Origin of the sequence: Streptomyces sp. Wb2n-11, assembly GCF_001049855.1 — a bacterium.
Classification (GTDB): domain Bacteria; phylum Actinomycetota; class Actinomycetes; order Streptomycetales; family Streptomycetaceae; genus Streptomyces; species Streptomyces altiplanensis.
Genome location: NZ_CVPB01000001.1, coordinates 6,691,431 through 6,711,084, shown reverse-complemented (window position 1 = coordinate 6,711,084; position 19,654 = coordinate 6,691,431). Strand labels below are relative to the sequence as shown.

Sequence of the window (19,654 nt, the reverse complement as noted above, 5' to 3'; positions counted from 1 at the left end):
GTACCAGACCCCGACGGGCCGGAGCACGCGACGTTCCGCGGCTGGTTCCGGGGCCGGAACACGACGGTTGGGCGGCCCGGCTCCGCGGGCCCGGCGGATCTGTCCCAGCGGCTCGCGCTCCGCCGGACGCTACTCGGTGCGCAGCGCCGCGGCCGTACGCGCCCTGGCCGCCCAGCCGGCCGGGGCCAGGGCGCCCAGCATCGCGATCACGACCCCGCCCAGCCCCAGCAGGAGCAGCTGAACAGGTTCGTACACATCGAGGACCGGCGACGGCAGACCGGTGCCCACGGCACGCCCCATCACCGGCATGACGAGGCCGTGCAGCACGTACCCCGCCGGCACGCCGACCAGTCCGCCGAGCACACCGATCACGGCCACCGAGGCGAGCACGAAACTCGTGACCTGCCGCGGCGACATGCCGATCGCCTTGCAGACGCCCAGGTCGTGGATGCGTTCCCGGGGGTCCAGGACCACGGAGTTGAGTATGCCGAGGCCGGCCACGGAGACCAGCATCAGGGTGAGCAGCACCGCCATCGCGGACATGATGAGGATGACGCCCTCCTGCCCCGAGGAGGTGTTGGCCGTGGTGTCGCCGCCCAGCGGCTGTACGACCGCGGCGATCTTCCGGGCGTACTCGTCGGCGGAGACGCCGGACTCCGTCTCGACGAGGAAGGCACCGGGTTCGGCCGATGCGAAGTCGGCCATGTCCGCGTGGATCTCCAGCCCGCTGCCCGAGGTGTCGAAGGACTCGCCCGCGATCCGCAGGTTCGCGGCCTCCTTCTCGTAGGTCACCCGCACCGTGTCACCGACCTTGGTGCTGGTCCGTTCCAGGAAGCGCGTGGGCACCACGACCTGCCCCGTACCGGTGATCCAGTGCCCGGAGAGCATCTCGTAGCTGCCGGAGCGCGCATCGCCCTCGTAGAGGCTGGCCCGAACCGAGCCGGAGATCCCGGCCACGGCGACCTCCGTCCGGGCCTTGCCGTAGTACGACCCCGTGCCCGCCCGCGACGTGATGGCGGATCGCACCTTCGCCGGGTCGGCAACCCCGGGTCCGGCCACGGGTGAGGGGCTTGCCGCGCCGCCGCCCGCGGGAGGAGGCGGAAAGGGAGCGATGTTGGTCAGCCTGGTGGTCGTGACCGTCACCGCGGCACGGCTGTCGGGGTCCTGCGAGGCGCCGATCTCGGTCAGGGACGAGGTCAGCCCCACCGCGAAGGTTGCCGCGACCGTACCGAACGCCACCGCGAGCAGCATCGCGAGGGTACGGACCGGATGCGTGAAGGGGGTGGCGAGACCGTAGGTCACCGGGCGCGGCAGCGGCAACAGCCCCATCGCCCGGTGCGCCCGCTGGCCGCGCCCCGTGCGCGGCGACCGGCCGACCGCGATGGCCTCGATCGTACGCAGCCTTCCGGCCCGTAGCGCGGGGACCAGCGCCGCGAGCCCCACGATGACCAGGGCGGCGGCCGGAACCGTGACGTCCACCCACCAGGCCACCGAAAGAGAGGCGGTGCCGTACACCGCCTCGGTGTCCGCCGGCAGCGGCACTGCCAGGAGGTTTCCCAGGACGACCCCCAGGGCGATGCCTGGAGGTTGTCGGTGACGTTGAGGTCGTCGAGAAGGTTGAAGAACTGGAGGACCATGCCGATGTGCTCGCGACGGAACGTGGCGAGGGCGTGCTCGCCCAGCTGGTCCATCCGTCACCCGGCCACGATCACGGCGCCATCGGTCGGTTTGTCCAGGCCGGCGACGAGGTTCAGCAGCGTGGACTTGCCGCTGCCGGAGGGGCCCGTGACGGCAAGGGCCTCACCCTTGGCGACGCCGAGCGTGAGCGGCCCCAGCGCCGGTGTGCCGGCGCTGTCGTAACGCTTCGCCACACCCTCCGGTTCGATCAGCTGATGCATACGAGTTGTCCGTCCTTACGGTCGCGAGAGGCACATGCCGTTGCCGATCCCGTGAACCTGGAGGCGGCCGCGCAGGGGGCGCGTCGGCCGCGGAACCGACATCAGGCCGTCCCCGCGGAGGATTCGACCGCGGAGTCATACCTGAGAAGTAGGCCTCCGGGGCGACGCCCTGGCCGGACAGGCGGACGCGGGCCGGGCGGAGAGCGCAGCACAACGTGCGGATGGAGACGGAAGGCCGGCGCAGCCGGTACCAGCAGCTCATCGACGCGCTACGCCCGGAGGCGAAGGCCGCCCCGCTGTCCCGGCGAGCGGTGCGCGCCGATGTGGTGCTGGCGGTCGTACTGGCCGTCGTCGCCCTGTTCGTGGCGGTGCGCCATCCCGGCGACGGGCCGGTGAACGTCAACCCCCCTGCGGTGGACGCCGGGACCATGGAACGACTACCACGGCGAGCGGCGCAACGAGATCGGGGCCACGGACCAGATCTCGATGTCGAGCGCATCACGGGCGCGCCGGACGACGCGCTGGTAACGGGTGCCGAGCTGTCGCTGAACCGCGCGGTCCGGAGTGAGCGGTCCGCCCCCCCTCCTCAGGCACACGGAGAAAGATTGATAATGGCATCCATTTTCATATAGCCTCTTCGTGTCAGAACCGGACCGAGGAGTCTCACGATGGCCGTCCCCAAGCGGAAGATGTCCCGCAGCAACACCCGTCACCGCCGCGCCCAGTGGAAGGCGACCACGCCCCAGCTGGTCCCGGTCACCGTCGACGGCGTCGTGCACCAGGTCCCGCAGCGCTTGATGAAGGCGTACGAGCGCGGCCTCGTCCACCCGGAGGGCTGAGGGCTCATGACGTCCACCGACCGGCTGCCCGTGACCGTACTCTCGGGGTTTCTCGGGGCCGGGAAGACCACGTTGCTCAACCATGTGCTCGGCAACCGCGAAGGGCTGCGGGTCGCGGTCATCGTCAACGACATGAGCGAGGTCAACATCGACGCCGCGCTCGTGCGCGGTGGCAAAGCGGCCCTGTCCCGCACCGAGGAACGCCTGGTCGAGATGACCAACGGGTGCATCTGCTGCACCCTGCGTGACGACCTCCTGGAGGAGATCGACCGGCTCGCCCGCGAGGGCCGGTTCGACTACCTGCTCATCGAGTCCAGCGGCATCTCCGAACCCATGCCGGTCGCCGCGACGTTCGCCTTCCCCCGGGACGACGGGGCCACCCTCGGCGACCTCGCCCGCCTGGACACGATGGTGACCGTCGTGGATGCCGCGAACTTCCTGGCGGAACTCGGTGGCGGCGACGAACTCGTCGCGCGGGGCCTCGACCAGTACGAGGACGACGAGCGCACCGTCAGCGACCTGCTCATGGACCAGGTCGAGTTCGCCGACGTCATCGTGCTCAACAAACTCGACCTGGCCGGGCCGGAGGAGGCACGCCGGCTCCGCGCCGCGCTCTCCCGGCTCAATCCGGAAGCGCGGATCATCCCCGCCGTGCGCGGGCAGGTCCCCCTCGGACACATCCTGGGCACCGGCCTGTTCGACATCGAGAAGGCGCAGCAGGCCCCCGGCTGGGTGAAGGAGCTCAACGGCGACCACGTACCGGAGACGGAGGAGTACGACATCTCCTCGCTGGTGTTCCGCTCCGACCTGCCCTTCCACCCCGGACGGCTGTGGGCCTTCGTCACCAAGGGCCTTGACAGCGGAACGTTCGGGCGCGTCCTGCGCTCCAAGGGCTTCTTCTGGCTCGCCAGCCGGCCCCGGGTGACCGGACTGTGGTCCCAGGCCGGCGCCGTCGCCCGGTTCGAACCGTCCGGCGCCCGCGGTCCGGGAACCACTCAGGGCCAGGAACTGGTCTTCATCGGCACCGGCCTGCGCGCCGACACCCTCCGTGCGGCCCTCGACGCCTGCCTGCTGGCGCCGGGCGAGACCGTTCCCGCCGACGACGACTTCCCCGCCTGGGAGACGTACGGCATCGAGGACGCCTGCGAGCACGAGCAGGCAGCCTGAACCCCCGGCCCCGCACACTCCGGGCCGGACGGTGGTCGCAGCCACGGCACCGTCCGGCCCGGCCCCTTTTCCTCACGCCCCCCAGGGAGCCGGGGTGAGCACCGGACTCCCGCCGAGGCGGGCCGGGGTGGAGGCAGGAGTGACGACGCACGGCCCTTTCCCGGGCGCGGTCCAGGAGAAACTCCTCATTCCGCCCCACGGACGGGCGGTGGAGCACCGCAAGGAGGACGCCGCCCTGCGCGACGAACGTGCCGCGGAGATCGTGGCGGCGCCGCCCTGCGGCTCCGGACGCTTCGGCGGTCTGCCGAGCCTCGTGGGTACGGCCCCGCGGACGGCCCTGTCCGACAGATGGACGAGGGACTTCCTCGCCTCCCACCCGTCCGGCACGGTCCTCAGGACCGGTACCGGTCCCACCACGCGTTACGAGCGCGTCGACAACGGCGGGGCGCGCTGGTTCGAGCTCGATCTCCCCGACGTGATCGGGGTGCGGCGTTCGTCCGCGCTTTCCCGACGGGACAAGCCGCCCGGACCCAGTGATCGCGGCTCGAAGCGCCGGGGCCGTGCGATCGGGCACGGCCCCGGCGCGCTGCGGCTCGGTCAGCTCTTGAGCTCACCCAGGTACTTCGCGAACTTCTCCAGGCCGTCGATGTTGCGCGGCCCGCTGACACCCTCGTTGTAGTCGAGGATGAAGAAGTTGTCCTTCTTGACGGCGGGCAGCCCCTTCGTGTGAGGGGACTTCTTCAGGAAGTCGATCTTCTTCTGGGCAGGCAGGTCCCCGTAGTCGAGGATCATGATGACCTCCGGCTCCGCTTTGGCGACGGCCTCCCAGTTCACCTGCGTCCACCGCTGGTCGAGGCCGTCGAAGACGTTCTTGCCGCCGGCCGTCTTGATGATGTCGTTGGGCGGGACCTGGTTGCCCGCGGTGAAGGGCTGGTCGGTGCCCGAGTCGTAGAGGAAGACCGGGACCGGGTCGCCCTTGGGCGCCTTCGCCCTGACGGCCTCCACCCGCTTCTTCAACCCGCCGACGACCTCATCCGCCTTGTCCTCGACCTGGAAGATCCTGCCCAGCCGATCGAGGTCGGAGTAAAGGGCTTCGAACGGGGTGAGCTTCTCCGGGTACTTGGGGTAGTTGAAGCAGCTCTCGGTGTGCATGAAGCTCTGGATCCCGAGCTTGTCCAGGATCTCCGGGGTGATGCCCCGCTCATCCTTGAAGCCGGAATTCCAGCCGGCCAGGACGAAATCGGACTTGGCCTCGACCACGAGCTCCTTGTTGAGGAGATCCTTACTGAGCATCTTCACCTTGGCGTAGTCGCTCGCCCACGGCGACTCCTCCACCGGTGGGTTCGCCGGCGGCATCACGTAGCCGTGCACGTGGTCGGCCAACCCGAGGCTGAACAGCTTGTCGGCGCTTCCGCCTTCGTATGCCACGACGCGCTCGGGGATCGTGTATTCGACCGGCTCACCGCACCTCTTGACGGTGACCTTCTTGGATGCCTTGGCGTCGGCGTCGGTTTCCACTTCGGCGCCGCAGCCGCTGAGCAGCAGTGTGGCCGCGAGCGCGGAGCCGAGGACGGTGTGCTGCCGCATCGAGCGGGGAGATCGAGTCATGGACATGACTTGTGGTGCCTTTCACAGGGAAGGGTCGAGCGAATACAACAACTGCGGGTCACCCGTCAGCGGGTGGGACACGATGCTGGCCTTGACGCCGAACACTTCGTGGACGAGGTCCGTGGTGAGTACGTCGTCGGGGGTGCCGGTGGTGACAAGGCGGCCTTCGCAGAGAACCCCGAGGCGGTCGCAAGCGGCCGCGGCGAGGTTGAGGTCGTGCAGCACGACCAGGACGGTGAGTCCCGAGCCGCGCAGGAGCGAGAGCAGTTCGACCTGGTGGCGTACGTCGAGGTGGTTGGTCGGCTCGTCCAGCACCAGGATCTTCGGTTCCTGGACGAGCGCCCGGGCCAGCAGGACACGCTGGCGCTCCCCGCCCGAGAGCGTCAGGACTCCGCGCCGGGCGAGGTGGCGGATGTCGAGCCGGTCCATCGCGCGTTCGCACAGCTCCCATTCCCGGCGGCTGAGCGCCTGGTTGCCCTGAAGGTGCGGCGCGCGTCCGAGTGCGATGACCTCTTCGACCGTGAAGTCGAGATCGACGGCGCCGTCCTGGGTCATGGCCGCGACGACCTGCGCGGAGCGGCGCACGGTCAGGCGGGAGAGATCCTCCTCGCCCACCCAGACGGTGCCGGAGCTGGGGCGGAGCGCACGGTACACGCACCTGAGAGCGGTGGACTTGCCGCTCCCGTTCGGACCGACCAGGCCCACGACCCGGCCGCTTTCCACCTCCAGGGACAGGTCGCGTACCAGACTCCTGCCGTCGGTCACCACCGAGAGCCCGTCAAGTCTGAGGTCCATGTCAGCGGCCTCCGAACATGTAGCCCTTGCGGCGCATCAGGGTGACGAACACCGGCACCCCGACGAGAGCGGTGATGACGCCCAGGGGCAGCTCGCGCGGTGCCACCAACGTCCGGGACACCAGGTCGACCCAGACCATGAAGATCGCTCCGGCCAGTGGCGCCACGGCCAGTACGCGTGCGTGGGTGGCTCCGACGACCATGCGCACCAGATGGGGCATGACCAGTCCGACGAAGGCGATGGCGCCGCTGACGGCGACCATCACTCCCGTCACGAGGGAGGCCAGGACAAGCATGGCCTTGCGGTGACGGTCGGGGCTGACCCCCAGGCTCGCGGCGGTCTCGTCCCCGAGGGCCAGCACGTCGAGCGCCCTGCCGTACCGGTACAGCACGACCAGGCCGAGGACGACGACCACCGACACGACCGGGAGCGCGCCCCAGCTCGCGGCGCCGAAGCTGCCCATGGTCCAGTACAGGACCATGCTGGTCGCCTCGCTGTCCGGCGCGAAGTAGATGATCAGGCTCATCAACGCTTGGAAGCCCAGGGACATGGCCACGCCCGTCAGGACGAGGCGCAGCGGGGAGAGCGTGCCTCGGCTGGAGGAGGCGGCATACACCAGGAGCGACGCGACCAGGGCCCCGATGAAGGCACCGGCCGACACCGCGTAGATGCCCAGCGCCGCCAGTCCTCCGGTGACCGTGACACCGACGGCTCCGACGGACGCGCCCGAGGAGACGCCCAGCACGAAGGGGTCGGCGAGCGCGTTGCGCACCATGGCCTGGATGGCCACGCCGATCGCGCTCAGCCCAGCTCCCACGAGCGCTGCGAGCAGCACCCGTGGGGTGCGGATCTGCCAGATGATCTGGTACGTGGTGACCTCGTCCGCGGCGATGCGGCCGCCGCTGACAGCCGCCCACAGGTACCGGGCGGTCTCCCCCGGCGTGATCACGGCGGCCCCCAGGCCGATGGCCACCACCATCGAGGCGAGGAGAACGACGAACAGAACGGCGCAGGCAAGCACCAGACCCTTACGGGAGGCGAGCCGGCCCTTCACCCCCGTCGCGGGTTCGGGGGGTGCCGCGCCGGCTGACGTATCGGCGCCGCCGCTCGTCGATGGCGCAGTGATCGCTGGCGGTGACATAGGACTCGGCCTTCCAGGTTGAACGGAACGTACTGATCAGGCGGGTGGTGTTCGCCCGTGGATGTGAACCGGCTCAGGGCAGGCCGATAGGCAGGGTCATGCCGTCGAGTGCGCGGGCGGAGGGGGAGCCGTTGCTCTCGGGGAGCATTCCGATGGCATCGAGCACGACGCGGCGGAGGCGCCGGGTGTTCTCGGCGAAGACCTTGAAGACCTCTTCCTGGGCAACGCTCTCCGTCGCGTCGATGCCCGCGTCCAGGTCGGTCACGAGGGCTACGGCGGCGTAGCCGAGGGCGAGTTCCCGGGCCAGGACAGCCTCGGGGTGCCCGGTCATGTTCACCAGTGACCAGCCGGCCGCCGCGAACCACTGCGACTCGGCGCGGGTGGAGAACCGGGGGCCCTCGACCACGACCATCGTGCCGCCGTCGACCGCCTCGATCCCGGCCGCGGCAGCTGCTTTGAGGAGTGCTTCGCGGCCGTGTTCGCAGTAGGGGTCGGCGAACGAGATGTGGACGGCGCCTTCGTCGTAGAAGGTCTGGATGCGGCCGCTGGTCCGGTCCACCATCTGGTCGGGGACAACGATGGTGCCCGGTCCCAGCTCGCGCCGGAGGGAGCCGACCGCGCAGGGGGCCAGGATCCGGCGCACGCCGACGGACCGCATCGCCCAGAGGTTCGCCCGGTAGTTGATCCTGTGTGGCGGGATGCGGTGGTCGCGGCCGTGCCGTGGCAGGAACGCCACTCGCCGCCCCTCGACCGTGCCCAGCATCAGGGCATCGGACGGTGGACCGTAGGGCGTGGCGATCCGGACCTCTTCCGCGTCGTCCAGCAGTTCGTAGAAACCACTGCCTCCGATCACGCCGGTGTCGGCCACCGGGGTGTTGCCGCTGACGCTCATGTGCGTGTTTCCTTTTCCCGTCTTGTCCGTCGGTGCAGCCGAATGCCGTCCAGGGCGGGGACCGTGGGATGTCCGGCCACCTCGGGACCGCGCGGGTCTCCGGGGCGCCGTACGGCCACAGCCCTCCACCCCGCAGCGGTGGCCGCGTCCAGTTCCTCTTCCACGTCGCTGAAGAAGACCGTTTCGTGTGCGGGGACTCCGATGGCACGTGTGATGGCCCGGTAGGACTCCGGGTCCCGTTTGCCGCCCGCACTGGACAGGTCGAAGTAGCCGTTCAGGAGCGGGCTGAGGTCGCCGTGGTCGCTGTGCGCGAACCAGTCGCGCTGAGCTGCCGCCGACCCCGAGGAGTAGAGGTAACGGTCGAGACCCGCCTGCCGCCATCGGGACAGGGCCGCGGGCACGTCGTCGTAGACGTGGCCGGTCAGCGTGGAGCGGGCGTAACCCTCGGCCCAGATGAGTCCCTGGACCCTCTTCAGCGGCGGTGACTTGACGTCCTCGTCGGACCAGGCGGTCAGCGCCGCGACGGCCCCGCCCTCGTCGAGGCGGGGATCACCGGTGTGGGTCCGTATCTCTTCCATCAGCTCTGTCCATGGAGGCTCGCCCCGGTGGGCCGCGAACCAGGCGGCGAGGCGCTCCCGCGCGTACGGGAAGAGCACCTCGTGCACGTGGGAGGCGGAGCCTGTGGTTCCCTCGATGTCGAGGACCACCGCCCGCACCGTCGACAGGATCACGTCGCCGCTTCCGGCGTCAGGAGCGCGTCGAGTCGGGGAATCGCCGGGCGATGGGGTCGCCGGTGAAGTCGCCCACCCAGCCGTCCTCCTTCTCGAAGAAGCGGATCGCGACGAACTCCGGACGCGGACCCATGTCGAACCAGTGGAGGGTGCCCGCCGGTACGGAGAGCAGGTCGCCCGCCTCGCACACCACCGCGTGGACCCGGCCGTCGAGGTGGAGGTAGAAGCAACCCGTGCCGTGGGCGAAGAAGCGCACCTCGTCCTCGGCGTGCCGGTGTTCTTCGAGGAAGGTGGAGCGCGCCTCGGCCGCCCGTTCCTCCCACCCCGGGCTCTCCTCCGGGTGGAGCTGAGCAACGTCCACCAGTTGCAGCCCTTCCCGCGCGCAGAGTTCGTCGATTTCGGTGCGGTAGCGGGACAGGACGTCTTCCGGGCCGGTGTCCGGTGTGATGGTGCCGCGGAGCGGCCAGCGGCCGAACGCCACCGAGCAGACTCGCAGTGCCTCCGTGATGCGCTCGTGGTCCCGGGTGCGCAGCAGCACACGCTCGGGGTCGTCCTCCGACATGATCTGAAGAAGCGTCACGGGATCAGCCTTCCTTTTCTTCCGCGGGCAGCCCGGACCCGGTGAGCAGCAGCAGCTGGCAGATCGATTCCAGGCATTCCAGCCGGTTGCGGGCCTGGGCAAGGTCGCGTCCCCATGTGGTGATGCCGTGGTCGGTGATGAGAAGGGCTGGAGGTGCCTGTGGCGTGGTGGCCAGATGGCCGGCCACGTCCGCGGCGATCCGCGGAACCTCGGGCCAGTTGGGGAAGACGGGCACCTCGGTGTGCGTCGAGTCGGCCAGTCCCAGGCCCTTGAGCAGCTCGAGCCGCTCGATGCGGAGCGAGGTCAGACGTGTACGGCGGCCCGTGCGGCATGCGACGGCCGTGGCGTAAGGGGAGTGGACGTGAATGACCGCACCCGCGTCCGTGGTCCGGTAGACCGCGGAGTGGATCGTCGTCTCGGCCGACGCCCGCAGCTGTCCCGGGGCCGCTTCCTCTCCCGTGTCGGCCCGCACGACGACCATGTCCTGCGCGGTCATGCCCCCCTTGTCCCGGCCGCTGGCGGTGATCAGGGCCGCCCCGCCCGGCAGGCGCACCGAGAGGTTGCCGGCGGTACCAGGCATCCAGCCGCGCTCGTACAGGGTCCGTGAGACCGCCGCAAGTCCGCTTCCGGCACGTACGCGTTCACCTTCGTCGATGACCGTATGAATCATGTCGACACCTCACACGGGTAACTCGTGCTGTGGGAACCGTGGGGCCGGAACACCTGGACTTCGGAAACGATCGCGGTGACCAGCTCGGCCGGGGTGACGTCGAAGGCGGGGTTGAACACGGCGGCACCGGCGGGGGCGGCCTCGACTCCCGCGAATCCCGTCACTTCACCCGGGTCTCGCTCCTCGACCACGATTCCCGAGCCGTCGGCCAGCTCTCGGTCCCAGGAGGACTCCGGGGCGACGATCACGAAGGGGAGACCGTGCCGCGCGGCGGCGACCGCGAGACCATACGTGCCGATCTTGTTCGCCACGTCCCCGTTCGCCGCGATGCGATCGGCCCCCGCCAGCACGCAGTCCACCATCCCCCGGGCCATGGCAGCGGCAGCGGCGGAGTCCACGCACAGCCGGTACGGCACCCCCGCCTCCCCCAGCTCCCACGCGGTGAGCCGGGCTCCCTGGAGCAGCGGCCGGGTCTCGTCCACGAGCACCTCGGCGACCCGGCCGCGCTCGTGCAACTCCAGGATCGCGCCCAGTGCGGTGCCGACAGCGGCGGTTGCCAGACGACCGGTGTTGCAGTGGGTGAGGATGCGCACCGGCCGGTCCGGGACCAGCGACTGCACCAGATCGGCGGCCCGTACGACAGCGGCCCGGTTGGCCGTGGCGTCCTCCTCCAGCATGCCCATGGCCTCGGCGAGGACGGCCTCGGGCCCGTCGGCGAGCCTCCTCACGGCCCGGCGGACGGCCCAAGCCAGGTTGACGGCGGTGGGCCGGGCGGCGGACAGCCGCGCGGCATCAGCCTTCACGGCCGCCTCGTCGGTCCTACCGTCCGAGTTGTGCCGGTAGGCGGAGAGCGCCACCCCCAAGGCACCGGCCAGACCGATGGCGGGCGCTCCGCGAATGGCGAGCGACGCGATGGCTTCGATCAGCTGGTCCACCGTCTCGAGCCGCAGCAGGCGGTATTCACGCGGCAATGCCCGCTGATCGACCGCAAGGATGCGCCCGTCGTCCCACGAGAGCGACAAGCGCAGGCGTGGCGATATCACCGTCTCGCTGTCCCCTTTCATATGCCGGCGGCCTTGCGCAGGGCGTCCACGCGGTCGGTGCGCTCCCAGGCGAAGTCGGGCAGCTCGCGGCCGAAGTGGCCGTACGCCGCGGTCTGGGCGTAGATCGGACGCAGCAGGTCGAGATCACGGATGATCGCGGCCGGACGGAGGTCGAAGACCTCACCGATGGCGTTCTCGATCCTCTCGACCTCGACCGTGGCGGTGTCGAAGGTCTCGACGAAGAGACCGACCGGCTCGGCCTTGCCGATCGCGTACGCGACCTGGACCTCGCAGCGCGCGGCCAGACCGGCCGCCACGACGTTCTTGGCGACCCAGCGCATCGCGTAGGCGGCCGAGCGGTCGACCTTGGACGGGTCCTTGCCGGAGAACGCGCCGCCGCCGTGGCGGGCCATGCCCCCGTACGTGTCAATGATGATCTTTCGGCCGGTCAGGCCGGCATCACCCATCGGGCCGCCGATCTCGAAACGCCCGGTCGGATTGACCAGCAGACGGTAACCCTCGGTGTCCAGCTTGATACCGTCCTCGAGAAGACCCTTCAGTACGTGCTCGACCACGAACTCGCGGATGTCGGGGGCGAGCAGCGAGTCCAGGTCGATGTCGGACGCGTGCTGCGAGGAGACGACGACCGTGTCCAGGCGGACGGCCTTGTCACCGTCGTACTCGATGGTGACCTGGGTCTTGCCGTCGGGGCGCAGGTAGGGGATCGTCCCGTTCTTGCGCACCTCCGACAGACGGCGGGACAGCCGGTGCGCGAGGTGGATCGGCAGCGGCATCAGCTCCGGGGTCTCGTCGCACGCGTACCCGAACATCAGGCCCTGGTCGCCCGCGCCCTGCTGGTCGAGCTCGTCCCCCTCGTCACCTGCGGCGGACCCCTCGACCCGGGTCTCGTACGCCGTGTCGACCCCCTGCGCGATGTCCGGGGACTGCGCGCCGATGGACACCGAGACACCGCACGAGGCGCCGTCGAAGCCCTTCTTCGAGGAGTCGTAACCGATCTCGAGGATCTTGTTGCGCACCAGCGTGGGAATGTCCGCGTAGGCCTTGGTGGTCACCTCGCCGGCGACGTGCACCAGGCCGGTGGTGATCAGGGTCTCCACGGCGACCCGGGAGGCCGGGTCCTCCCGCAGGAGCGCGTCGAGGATCGTGTCGCTGATCTGGTCAGCGATCTTGTCGGGGTGGCCCTCGGTCACGGACTCCGAGGTGAACAGACGGCGAGACATGGGACTCCTGTAGGTCAACCGGGCTGCGGCACCGGCCCCATGGGCCGGCCGGCGGCCGGCAAGGGGCGGGCGCCTCGGGGACGGCGAGGCCGAGCGACGCGGCGGACGGTCCCCGTGCCCACGAGCGCGGACGCATCGATCGTGTCGCGGCCCTCGGCGAGCAGACACTCCGTGAACCGACGACGGACGCGCTCCACCGCGGCGACGGACAACCCGTCGAGCAAGCCCCTGAACCTGGTGCCGGTGAGAGACCACAAGAGGTCAGGGTCACCGGGCACAGCGAGCGGGACGTACTGCACATCGATGGATGACAGCGAGCGGGCAGCGAGCCAGTCCCGTAACGATCGGGATGTGCCGAGGTGTCGGAGCGGATCGGCCGGCGGTGGGACGTCGGCTGCGCTCGGTCGTTCCGGCGCGAGCGCCCGATGGATCACCTCGGTCAGCGGATCGAGCGCGTCCCGGGACCAGACGGCCACGGCCAGCTGGCCGCCGGGCCGTATCAGCCTCAGCAGTCGCTCCGTTCCGGCCGCGGCGTCGGGAAACGAGGAAACACCGAGCGCACACACGACGGCGTCGTAACCACCGCGGGGTGCGGGCCAGTCGAGAACGTCACCACGCAGGAAGCGCACGTTGGCGAGGCCGTGGATCGCGGCCTTCGCGCGGCCCCGCTCGAGCGAGGACTCCGCGAGGTCGACCGCGTCGATGACGCCGAACGGGCCGACGTGCTCGGCGGCCGGGATCGCGGACGCCCCCGGGCCGCACCATGCGTCGAGGACATGCACACCGGGGCGCAGCCGGGCGGCCTTGACGGTCGCCGCTCCGATCGGCGACCACAACGCGCTGAACAGTCGGTCGAACTCCTCCTCCTCTCCTGTCGATCCGGCGGCCGCATCACGCGGTTCCATGCAAACTCCCGTCCGAGAGTGACAGCGGGGTGACAGCAGGGTGAGCGTATATGAAAATGATAATCAGTACTAGCCCTCGGTCGATCCCGTCGCGCGGAACCGCCGAAGCCGCCGCAGACGCCTGGCGACAGCGGTGCCCCAGCACCTGAGGCCCTGACCGTCGAAGCCGCCAACAGGGCCGAGCGGGAGGGGAATCCCGTACGCCGGACGCCACGAGCAACACACTCGCGCACCAGCCGATGACCACCGAAGGGGAGGCGCGCGTACGGTTCGCGGCCGGCAGACCGGGTGGCGAACCCGACATCGACGCACACCTCACCGCAGGCGTCGGCGCCGCCTTCCCGCCGCGTCGCGGGGCCCGGCACGCTTCGAGAGGCGCCGCCGCCAGCTCCTCGTCGGCCAGGCGCGGCCCGTGGGGCATGCCGGGTCGGGCGAGGCGCGACGGTGTGCGCAAGTCGCCCCAGGGGCAGTCCCCCCGAAGGGCCATCAGACGATGTTGACAATCATTTTCACTTGTTACATGCTGCTCGGGCCCCCCGCCCCGTCCAGCAGCGCGGTGCGGGGACCACTCCATGTGATCTCCCGGGAGCAGCATGTCGGTCTTTCACAGCCGTCGAGCATTCCTCGCCCTCACCGACGGCGCCCTGGCGCTGACCCGGTGCGGTGCCGGGTCCGACAACGGCGGCCCGAGGGCGGACGGCATGGGGAAGTCCCGGCGCTGCGGCCGGTTCCGCGCACTGCCGACCGGTGACGGCGACCGGTCGACCATCGGCCCTCCCGCTGAGGTCTGGGCCGTCGACATGGCCGAACCGAGCCCTCCTGCGACCGGCTCAGGGGAAGCGAAGTGAGCCACGGCCTCCAAGGTCTCACCGTTGTCGCGCACCACGGCGTCGTTCGTCGCCGGCGGCCACTTCGTCCGAGCCGTGGCGCCCGGTGACGTGCCGGGGCGCCACGCACCGCCCTCGCCCGGCGCCTCGTACGCGCCATGGATCTCGGTACGGCCCTGACGGCCACGGACCTGACCGCGCCGACCGCGTCCAGTTCCTGACACCACGAGCTTCCACCAACACCCCGACCACGGAGGACCCATGACCGACCGGACCACAGCCGGCACCGCCGCGTCCCAGGACGACGCCCGTGCCCTGCTGGACTCCCTGCCCGACACTCTGCCCCGGGACGAAATCCTGGCCATCAACAGCGGCTCCAAGTCCGACATCCACACCACACGGACGTACGACTACAACGGCTGGACCTTCACCTTGCCTCCGGGGGTCTTCAAGCCGGGCGACACCAGCCGCATCGTCCACGACCGGCTGCTGGACGGCACCATCCCCGTCAAGGACAGGTCGTACGCGGCCATGGGCGTCGGCCTCGGGGTCGAGGCCGTCATCGCCGGCACGCTCGGGGCGCGGGAGATCTACGCGGCCGACGTCCACCCGGACAGCGTGGCGACGGCCGCCGACCACTACGAACGCATCGTCGGAGACCGGCCGGACACCGTCTTCCGGCCCCTGGTGTCCAACCTCTTCGAGGAGTTCCCCGCCTCCGCCCGGCTGGACGTCATCACCTTCAACCCGCCCGCCGTCAGCGCACGGACCAGCGACGACCCGACCGTGGTCCGCAATGTCTGTGTGGGCGCCGAGATCGTCACGCGCTTCTTCGACCAGATCGTCACCCGCGACCTGCTCGCGCCGGAGGGCGAGATCTACCTGATCGTGTCCAACACCGCCGAACTCAAGCGGATCGTCGCCCACGGGATGGACGCCGGGTTCCGGCCCCACATCCTGCACCGCCAGACGTGGGAGGGCGACGACTGCCAGGCGTACCTGTTCAAGCTCATCCGCCGCGACGCCGCCTGACCGGGAGGAAACGACATGCACGAGCACATAGCCGAGGCCGTCAAGGAACCGGACGTCGTGGCCGTCCCGCCGGGCGCGATCTGTCTGCGCTTCGAGACGATGAAGCTGTACTCGGCACTCGGCGCCGTACGCCACCTGCTGGAGACCGGACAGATCAAGCCGGGTGACACCCTCGTCGACAGCTCCAGCGGCATCTACGCCCACGCGCTCGCCCTGGCCTGCCACCGCTACGGACTCAACTGCCACATCGTCGGCTCGACCACCGTGGACCGCACCCTCCGCGTCCAGCTGGACATCCTCGGGGCCACCCTGGAGCAGGTCCGCCCGTCCAAGAACCTGCGTCTGGACCAGAACCTGCGCGTCGAGCGGATCGGGGAACTGCTGCGGGAGAACCCGCACTACCACTGGATGCGGCAGTACCACGACTCCATTCACTACGTCGGCTACCGCGACGTCGCGGACCTGATCCGCAAGGAGGTCCCGGAGGGCCCGCTGTCGCTCGTCGGGGGCGTGGGCACCGGGGCGTCCACCGGCGCCATCGCCACGTACCTGCGCGAGGCGGGCCGGGACGTGACGCTCGTCGGGGTGCAGCCGTTCGGCAGCGTCACCTTCGGCGCCGAGCACGTCTCGGACCCGGACATGATCATCGCGGGTATCGGCAGCTCCATCCCGTTCCAGAACGTGCGGCACGATCTGTACGACCGCATTCACTGGGTGAACTTCGACTACGCCATGTCGGGCGCCGTCGAACTCCTGCGGGCCAGCGGCATCTTCGCCGGCCTGTCGGCGGGCGCCGCATACCTCGCCACACTGTGGGAGCGGGAGCGCGACGCCGACAGGACGTACGTCTTCCTCGCCGCCGACACCGGGCACCGGTACGTGGACAGCGCGTACTCCCACCATGCCGACGCCGTCGGCCTCGGGTCGATGCGGCCCCACGAGGTCACGGCGCAGGACGAACTGCGGCACCCGTGGTCGGCGATGGACTGGCCGCCGACCGCCGGCGCGCTGCTGCGTGGCGCTCCCGTGCTGGTGCCCGAGAGGGCCTAGCGTCGCCTGCCGGGGCCGGCCGACGCCCCTGGCCGTACCACCTGTGCCTGTGCCCGAAAGGTGCCCTCCATGTCCCTCGACGAGCAGCTCTCACGCGGCTTCGTTCTCCTGCCACGCCTCCTCGGCGCCGCCGAAACGACGGCCCTGGGCGAGGCGTCGGAATCCGTGCTCGCGCGCGTGACGGAGAAGGCACAGGAAGGGGCGGCCGACGTCACCGTGTGGCCGGACGGGCACCGGCTGGAGACGGTGGACGGCACCACCGTCCACTGGGAGCCGGACGCCCGTCCGGCCGCGGTCCGCAGCCTCGCACCGGTGACGCACCTGCACCCGGCGCTGAAGTCCCTGTGGGCCGACGAGCGGATCACCGCTCCCATGCGCCGGATCGTGAGCAGCGAGCGGCTCGGTCCGTTCACCTCCAAGCTCAACTTCAAGCGGGCGGGCGTCGGTTCGGAGTTCCGCTGGCACCAGGACCACCCGTACTGGTACTGCTGCGCCGGACCCGACGCCCGGGACGTCGCCACCGCGATGATCTTCCTCGACGATGTCACGGCCGACAACGGCGCCCTGGAGATCGTGCCGGGCAGCCACCTGGCCGGGCCCGCGCCCCGGGACCGGTCGGAACCCACCGGCCTGCTGGTGGACACCGCACGCACCGATGTGAGTGGCGCGGTGACCGTCGAGGCCCCGGCCGGCTCGGTCCTGATGTTCCCGGGGCTCATCGTGCACCGCTCCGGCCCCAACCGGACGGCCCGGGACCGGCGTTCTCTGCTGCTGTGCTTCCAGCCCGCCGGGCGGCCCGAGCTCCTGGGCCTCCCCTACCGGGCGGAGCGGCTCGCCGACCTTCCCTGACCTCCCCTCCCTTTCGTACACCCCCCGAGAAAGAACCGACATGCCTCCCTCACAGCCGTACTCCGTACCCGAGCTCCAGCAGGCCGTTCTCGACGGCGCCTACGGGCCCCTCCCCCAGGAACTGTCCGTCACCAGTGCCTTCTGGCTCCACCACACCACCCGGCTCGCCGGCAGCCGGGTCACCTACCGCAACAACTACCTGCTGATGAGGTCCGGCGACGCCTTCGGCGCCTGTTCCTTCGAAGCCGGCGAGGTCACCCCCGACTTCTGCGCCGACGCCTCCGGGCACACCCTCGACACCCTCGTCCGGCACGAGTCGGCGCCGGTGCGCATCGCCGCGCTCGACGCGTACCTCGGGCGCGTACAGCCGCACCGCAGTGCCGCGAACGCCGAGACCGTCATCCTGCCCACCGGAACGCCGGAGGAGCGCGCGCAGGCCAGGGACGCGGCCGTCGCCGGGCTCCTCGACATCGCGCCCGGGGCGAAGGTCGCGCTAATCGGCGTCGTCAACCCGCTCGTCGCCGCGATACGCGAGCAGGGCGGCGTCCCCCTGCCCTGCGACTTCAACCTGCGCACCACTCACTGGGGCGACCCCGTCACAGACGACATGGCACAGGTCCTCACCGAAGCGGACGCCGTGGTCGCCACCGGTATGACCCTCAGCAACGGCAGCTTCGACCAGATCGTCGAGCACTGCCGCAAACACGAACTCCCGCTGGTGGTGTACGCCCAGACCGGCAGCGCCGTCGCGCGCGCCTTCCTGGGCGCCGGCGTGACCGCGCTGTCCGCCGAGCCCTTCCCCTTCTCCCAGTTCAGCGCCGACGCCACCGCGCTCTACCGGTACCGGGCGGAGCAGGCATGAGCAGCGAGACCCCGGCTGCCACGGCCTCCCCGAGGCTCCCGCCGAGGCCGCCGACACAACCGGGGGGCAGGCGGTGACGGACGACGGAGCCGTACCGGGCGACTGGAAGATGACCCGCCTCCTGTGGCCTTTCATGCTCGCCTCGGCCGTCGGGCTGGTGCCCTTCACCATCTACAGCACCTTCCTCGTGCCCATCGCCCACGCGGCGGACGGCAGCGTCGCCGCACTCGGTCAGCTGCGCGGCCTGGGCGGACTCGCCGCCCTGGCCGTGGGCACAGCGCTGGCTCCGCTGGTCGACCGCGTCCGCAAGGAATGGGCGGCCGCGGGCGGACTCGCCGTCCTGGCCGTCTCCGCCGCACTCGGCGCGAGCGGTGACTTCCTGATGCTGGCGGCCTTCTGCCTGCTCGTCGGCGCCGGTACGGCGGTACTGAACCCGGCGCTCACGGCGGCCGCCGCCGACCGCTTCGACAACGACGCCGCCGCGGGCCGCGCGGCGACCCTCATCACCGCCACCCAGTCGCTGACCGCCCTCCTCGCGGCGCCGCTCGTGGCACTGCCGGCCCTGCTGTGGGGCTGGCAGGGCGACCTGTGGGCCATCGCCACGATCTCGTCCGTGCTGGCCCTGTACTTCCTCGTCCGGGGCCGTCGTCGCCACCATGTGGGCGGCGCGGCTGAGAAGGCCGGGAAGCCGGGATATCTGGAGTCGTTCCGGTTGCTGGGGGCCCTGCCCGGAGTCGTCCCGCTGCTGCTGGTCGCCATGCTGCGGACGGCGGCCTTCATGGGGTACCTCGCCTACCTCGCGGCCTTCTACGACGAACGCTTCGGTCTCGGACCCGAGACGTTCGCGATCGTGTGGACACTCAGTGGCACGTCGTTCTTCCTCGGAAACCTGTTCGCCGGACGACTGCTCAGCGCGGAGAAGCCGAGAATCCCCAGCGAGCGTCTGATGGCACTGGCGCTGCTGGTGGCGCTGTCCGCCCTGGTCGGCGTCTTCCTCACGGAGTCGCTGTTCCTCACTCTCCCGCTGACGGCGCTGGTCGGCGCCGGACACGCGACGGTGGCGGCCTGCGTCACCACGCTGCTCGTACGCCGCTGCGGCTCCCTGCGCGGCACGGCGCTGAGCATCAACGCCGCCGGTATGAGCTTCGGCGTCTTCCTCGGCGCCGGCCTCGGCGGTGTGGGGCTCGCGCTCGGCGGATACCCCGGTACGGCGGCGGTGCTGGGCGGGCTGACCCTCGTGGCGCTCCTCCTCGCCCGGGTGGTGGCCCGGTCCGCTCCTCCCCCCACGACGGACTGAGATCCGCCGCATGCCGCGCACACGGCATGCGATCGCCATCGGCCCGGGGCCTGCGAGCCGTGCAACCTGCTCCGTAGGCCCCGGGCGTCGTACCGCAGGAACAGTGTTCATGAGGAAGTCAGTTGGGACGGTCACAGGGACTGAGACCAGTCGGCGCACGACCCGCCGGCGTACCGCCGTCGGGCAAGCCCTCGCCGGCTGCCCGGCTTCGTCTCCGCCCAGGAACT

22 protein-coding genes and 1 pseudogene are annotated in these 19,654 nt (G+C 70.5%); 11 read left to right on the top strand and 12 right to left on the bottom strand.

All coding sequences use genetic code 11. The features are described from left to right. Positions 1 to 129: 129 nt before the first annotated feature. Together BN1555_RS30705 and BN1555_RS30700 are read right to left on the bottom strand one after the other, a co-directional pair. Positions 130 to 1,542: an ABC transporter permease gene (locus tag BN1555_RS30705; protein ID WP_255306267.1), complete on the bottom strand. Its 1,413-nt coding sequence runs from the start codon at positions 1,540 to 1,542 to the stop codon at positions 130 to 132. A 38-nt stretch (positions 1,543 to 1,580) separates the two neighbouring features. After that, positions 1,581 to 1,898, bottom strand: a pseudogene (locus BN1555_RS30700) (ATP-binding cassette domain-containing protein); the annotation flags it as partial. Positions 1,899 to 2,119: 221 nt separating this feature from the next. Here BN1555_RS30700 and BN1555_RS40805 point away from each other — a divergent pair. The 4 genes from BN1555_RS40805 (at position 2,120) to BN1555_RS30680 (ending at position 4,583) form a co-directional block, all read left to right on the top strand. Further along, positions 2,120 to 2,530 carry a hypothetical protein gene (locus tag BN1555_RS40805; RefSeq protein ID WP_255306266.1) on the top strand — a complete coding sequence of 137 codons (411 nt, stop codon included), beginning with the start codon at positions 2,120 to 2,122 and terminating at the stop codon, positions 2,528 to 2,530. A 36-nt stretch (positions 2,531 to 2,566) separates the two neighbouring features. Next, on the top strand, positions 2,567 to 2,737 hold the full coding sequence (gene rpmF, locus BN1555_RS30690; protein ID WP_093802397.1) for a 50S ribosomal protein L32: 171 nt from the start codon (positions 2,567 to 2,569) through the stop codon (positions 2,735 to 2,737). A gap of 6 nt (positions 2,738 to 2,743) precedes the next feature. Further along, on the top strand, positions 2,744 to 3,904 hold the full coding sequence (locus BN1555_RS30685; RefSeq protein ID WP_093802395.1) for a GTP-binding protein: 1,161 nt from the start codon (positions 2,744 to 2,746) through the stop codon (positions 3,902 to 3,904). Between the two features lie 94 nt (positions 3,905 to 3,998). Next, positions 3,999 to 4,583, top strand: a complete 585-nt coding sequence (locus BN1555_RS30680; protein ID WP_141662915.1) for a hypothetical protein — start codon at positions 3,999 to 4,001, stop codon at positions 4,581 to 4,583. Here BN1555_RS30680 and BN1555_RS30675 read toward each other — a convergent pair. The 10 genes from BN1555_RS30675 to BN1555_RS30635 all read right to left on the bottom strand — a co-directional run bounded on the left by BN1555_RS30675 (position 4,502) and on the right by BN1555_RS30635 (position 13,510). Beyond that, positions 4,502 to 5,518 carry an ABC transporter substrate-binding protein gene (locus BN1555_RS30675; protein ID WP_093802392.1) on the bottom strand — a complete coding sequence of 339 codons (1,017 nt, stop codon included), beginning with the start codon at positions 5,516 to 5,518 and terminating at the stop codon, positions 4,502 to 4,504. The genes BN1555_RS30680 and BN1555_RS30675 overlap by 82 nt on opposite strands. A gap of 15 nt (positions 5,519 to 5,533) precedes the next feature. Then, entirely contained in the window at positions 5,534 to 6,307 is a 774-nt protein-coding gene (locus tag BN1555_RS30670) for an ABC transporter ATP-binding protein (RefSeq protein ID WP_093802390.1), read from the bottom strand. Position 6,308: 1 nt separating this feature from the next. Further along, a complete protein-coding gene (locus BN1555_RS30665; protein WP_255306463.1) occupies positions 6,309 to 7,286 on the bottom strand; it encodes a FecCD family ABC transporter permease in 978 nt (325 codons plus the stop codon). A 235-nt stretch (positions 7,287 to 7,521) separates the two neighbouring features. Continuing rightward, the gene (locus BN1555_RS30660; protein ID WP_093802389.1) at positions 7,522 to 8,340 is read right to left on the bottom strand and encodes an S-methyl-5'-thioadenosine phosphorylase; all 819 of its coding nucleotides are present in this window, start codon (positions 8,338 to 8,340) and stop codon (positions 7,522 to 7,524) included. Then, positions 8,337 to 9,071, bottom strand: coding sequence for an acireductone synthase (mtnC, locus tag BN1555_RS30655; RefSeq protein WP_093802388.1), 735 nt, complete (start codon positions 9,069 to 9,071; stop codon positions 8,337 to 8,339). Before mtnC ends, BN1555_RS30660 begins: the two co-directional genes overlap by 4 nt. Positions 9,072 to 9,087: 16 nt before the next feature. Then, positions 9,088 to 9,651, bottom strand: coding sequence for a 1,2-dihydroxy-3-keto-5-methylthiopentene dioxygenase (locus BN1555_RS30650; RefSeq protein ID WP_093802387.1), 564 nt, complete (start codon positions 9,649 to 9,651; stop codon positions 9,088 to 9,090). Between the two features lie 4 nt (positions 9,652 to 9,655). Then, a complete protein-coding gene (gene mtnB / locus BN1555_RS40800) occupies positions 9,656 to 10,321 on the bottom strand; it encodes a methylthioribulose 1-phosphate dehydratase (protein ID WP_176710181.1) in 666 nt (221 codons plus the stop codon). Then, positions 10,318 to 11,364 carry an S-methyl-5-thioribose-1-phosphate isomerase gene (mtnA, locus tag BN1555_RS40795; protein WP_255306265.1) on the bottom strand — a complete coding sequence of 349 codons (1,047 nt, stop codon included), beginning with the start codon at positions 11,362 to 11,364 and terminating at the stop codon, positions 10,318 to 10,320. The genes mtnB and mtnA overlap by 4 nt, the downstream gene beginning before the upstream one ends. A 17-nt stretch (positions 11,365 to 11,381) precedes the next feature. Further along, entirely contained in the window at positions 11,382 to 12,605 is a 1,224-nt protein-coding gene (gene metK, locus BN1555_RS30640; RefSeq protein WP_093802386.1) for a methionine adenosyltransferase, read from the bottom strand. A 14-nt stretch (positions 12,606 to 12,619) separates the two neighbouring features. Next, positions 12,620 to 13,510 carry a class I SAM-dependent methyltransferase gene (locus tag BN1555_RS30635; protein WP_093802384.1) on the bottom strand — a complete coding sequence of 297 codons (891 nt, stop codon included), beginning with the start codon at positions 13,508 to 13,510 and terminating at the stop codon, positions 12,620 to 12,622. 593 nt (positions 13,511 to 14,103) lie between these two features. On the opposite strand from BN1555_RS30635, the gene BN1555_RS30630 reads away from it, so the two are divergent. From BN1555_RS30630 to BN1555_RS30605, 7 genes are all read left to right on the top strand, one after another. Next, positions 14,104 to 14,358 carry a hypothetical protein gene (locus BN1555_RS30630; protein WP_093802383.1) on the top strand — a complete coding sequence of 85 codons (255 nt, stop codon included), beginning with the start codon at positions 14,104 to 14,106 and terminating at the stop codon, positions 14,356 to 14,358. Between the two features lie 24 nt (positions 14,359 to 14,382). Beyond that, positions 14,383 to 14,517 carry a hypothetical protein gene (locus BN1555_RS40790; protein WP_255306264.1) on the top strand — a complete coding sequence of 45 codons (135 nt, stop codon included), beginning with the start codon at positions 14,383 to 14,385 and terminating at the stop codon, positions 14,515 to 14,517. An 81-nt stretch (positions 14,518 to 14,598) separates the two neighbouring features. Beyond that, the gene (locus BN1555_RS30625; protein WP_093802382.1) at positions 14,599 to 15,369 is read left to right on the top strand and encodes a class I SAM-dependent methyltransferase; all 771 of its coding nucleotides are present in this window, start codon (positions 14,599 to 14,601) and stop codon (positions 15,367 to 15,369) included. 15 nt (positions 15,370 to 15,384) lie between these two features. Further along, complete coding sequence (locus BN1555_RS30620; protein ID WP_093802381.1) at positions 15,385 to 16,419, top strand: pyridoxal-phosphate dependent enzyme; 1,035 nt, start codon at positions 15,385 to 15,387, stop codon at positions 16,417 to 16,419. A gap of 69 nt (positions 16,420 to 16,488) precedes the next feature. After that, positions 16,489 to 17,268: a phytanoyl-CoA dioxygenase family protein gene (locus BN1555_RS30615; protein WP_093802380.1), complete on the top strand. Its 780-nt coding sequence runs from the start codon at positions 16,489 to 16,491 to the stop codon at positions 17,266 to 17,268. 40 nt (positions 17,269 to 17,308) lie between these two features. After that, complete coding sequence (locus BN1555_RS30610) at positions 17,309 to 18,130, top strand: Rossmann-like domain-containing protein (RefSeq protein WP_093802379.1); 822 nt, start codon at positions 17,309 to 17,311, stop codon at positions 18,128 to 18,130. A gap of 73 nt (positions 18,131 to 18,203) precedes the next feature. Further along, positions 18,204 to 19,427, top strand: a complete 1,224-nt coding sequence (locus BN1555_RS30605) for an MFS transporter (RefSeq protein WP_255306263.1) — start codon at positions 18,204 to 18,206, stop codon at positions 19,425 to 19,427. Positions 19,428 to 19,654: the final 227 nt, after the last annotated feature.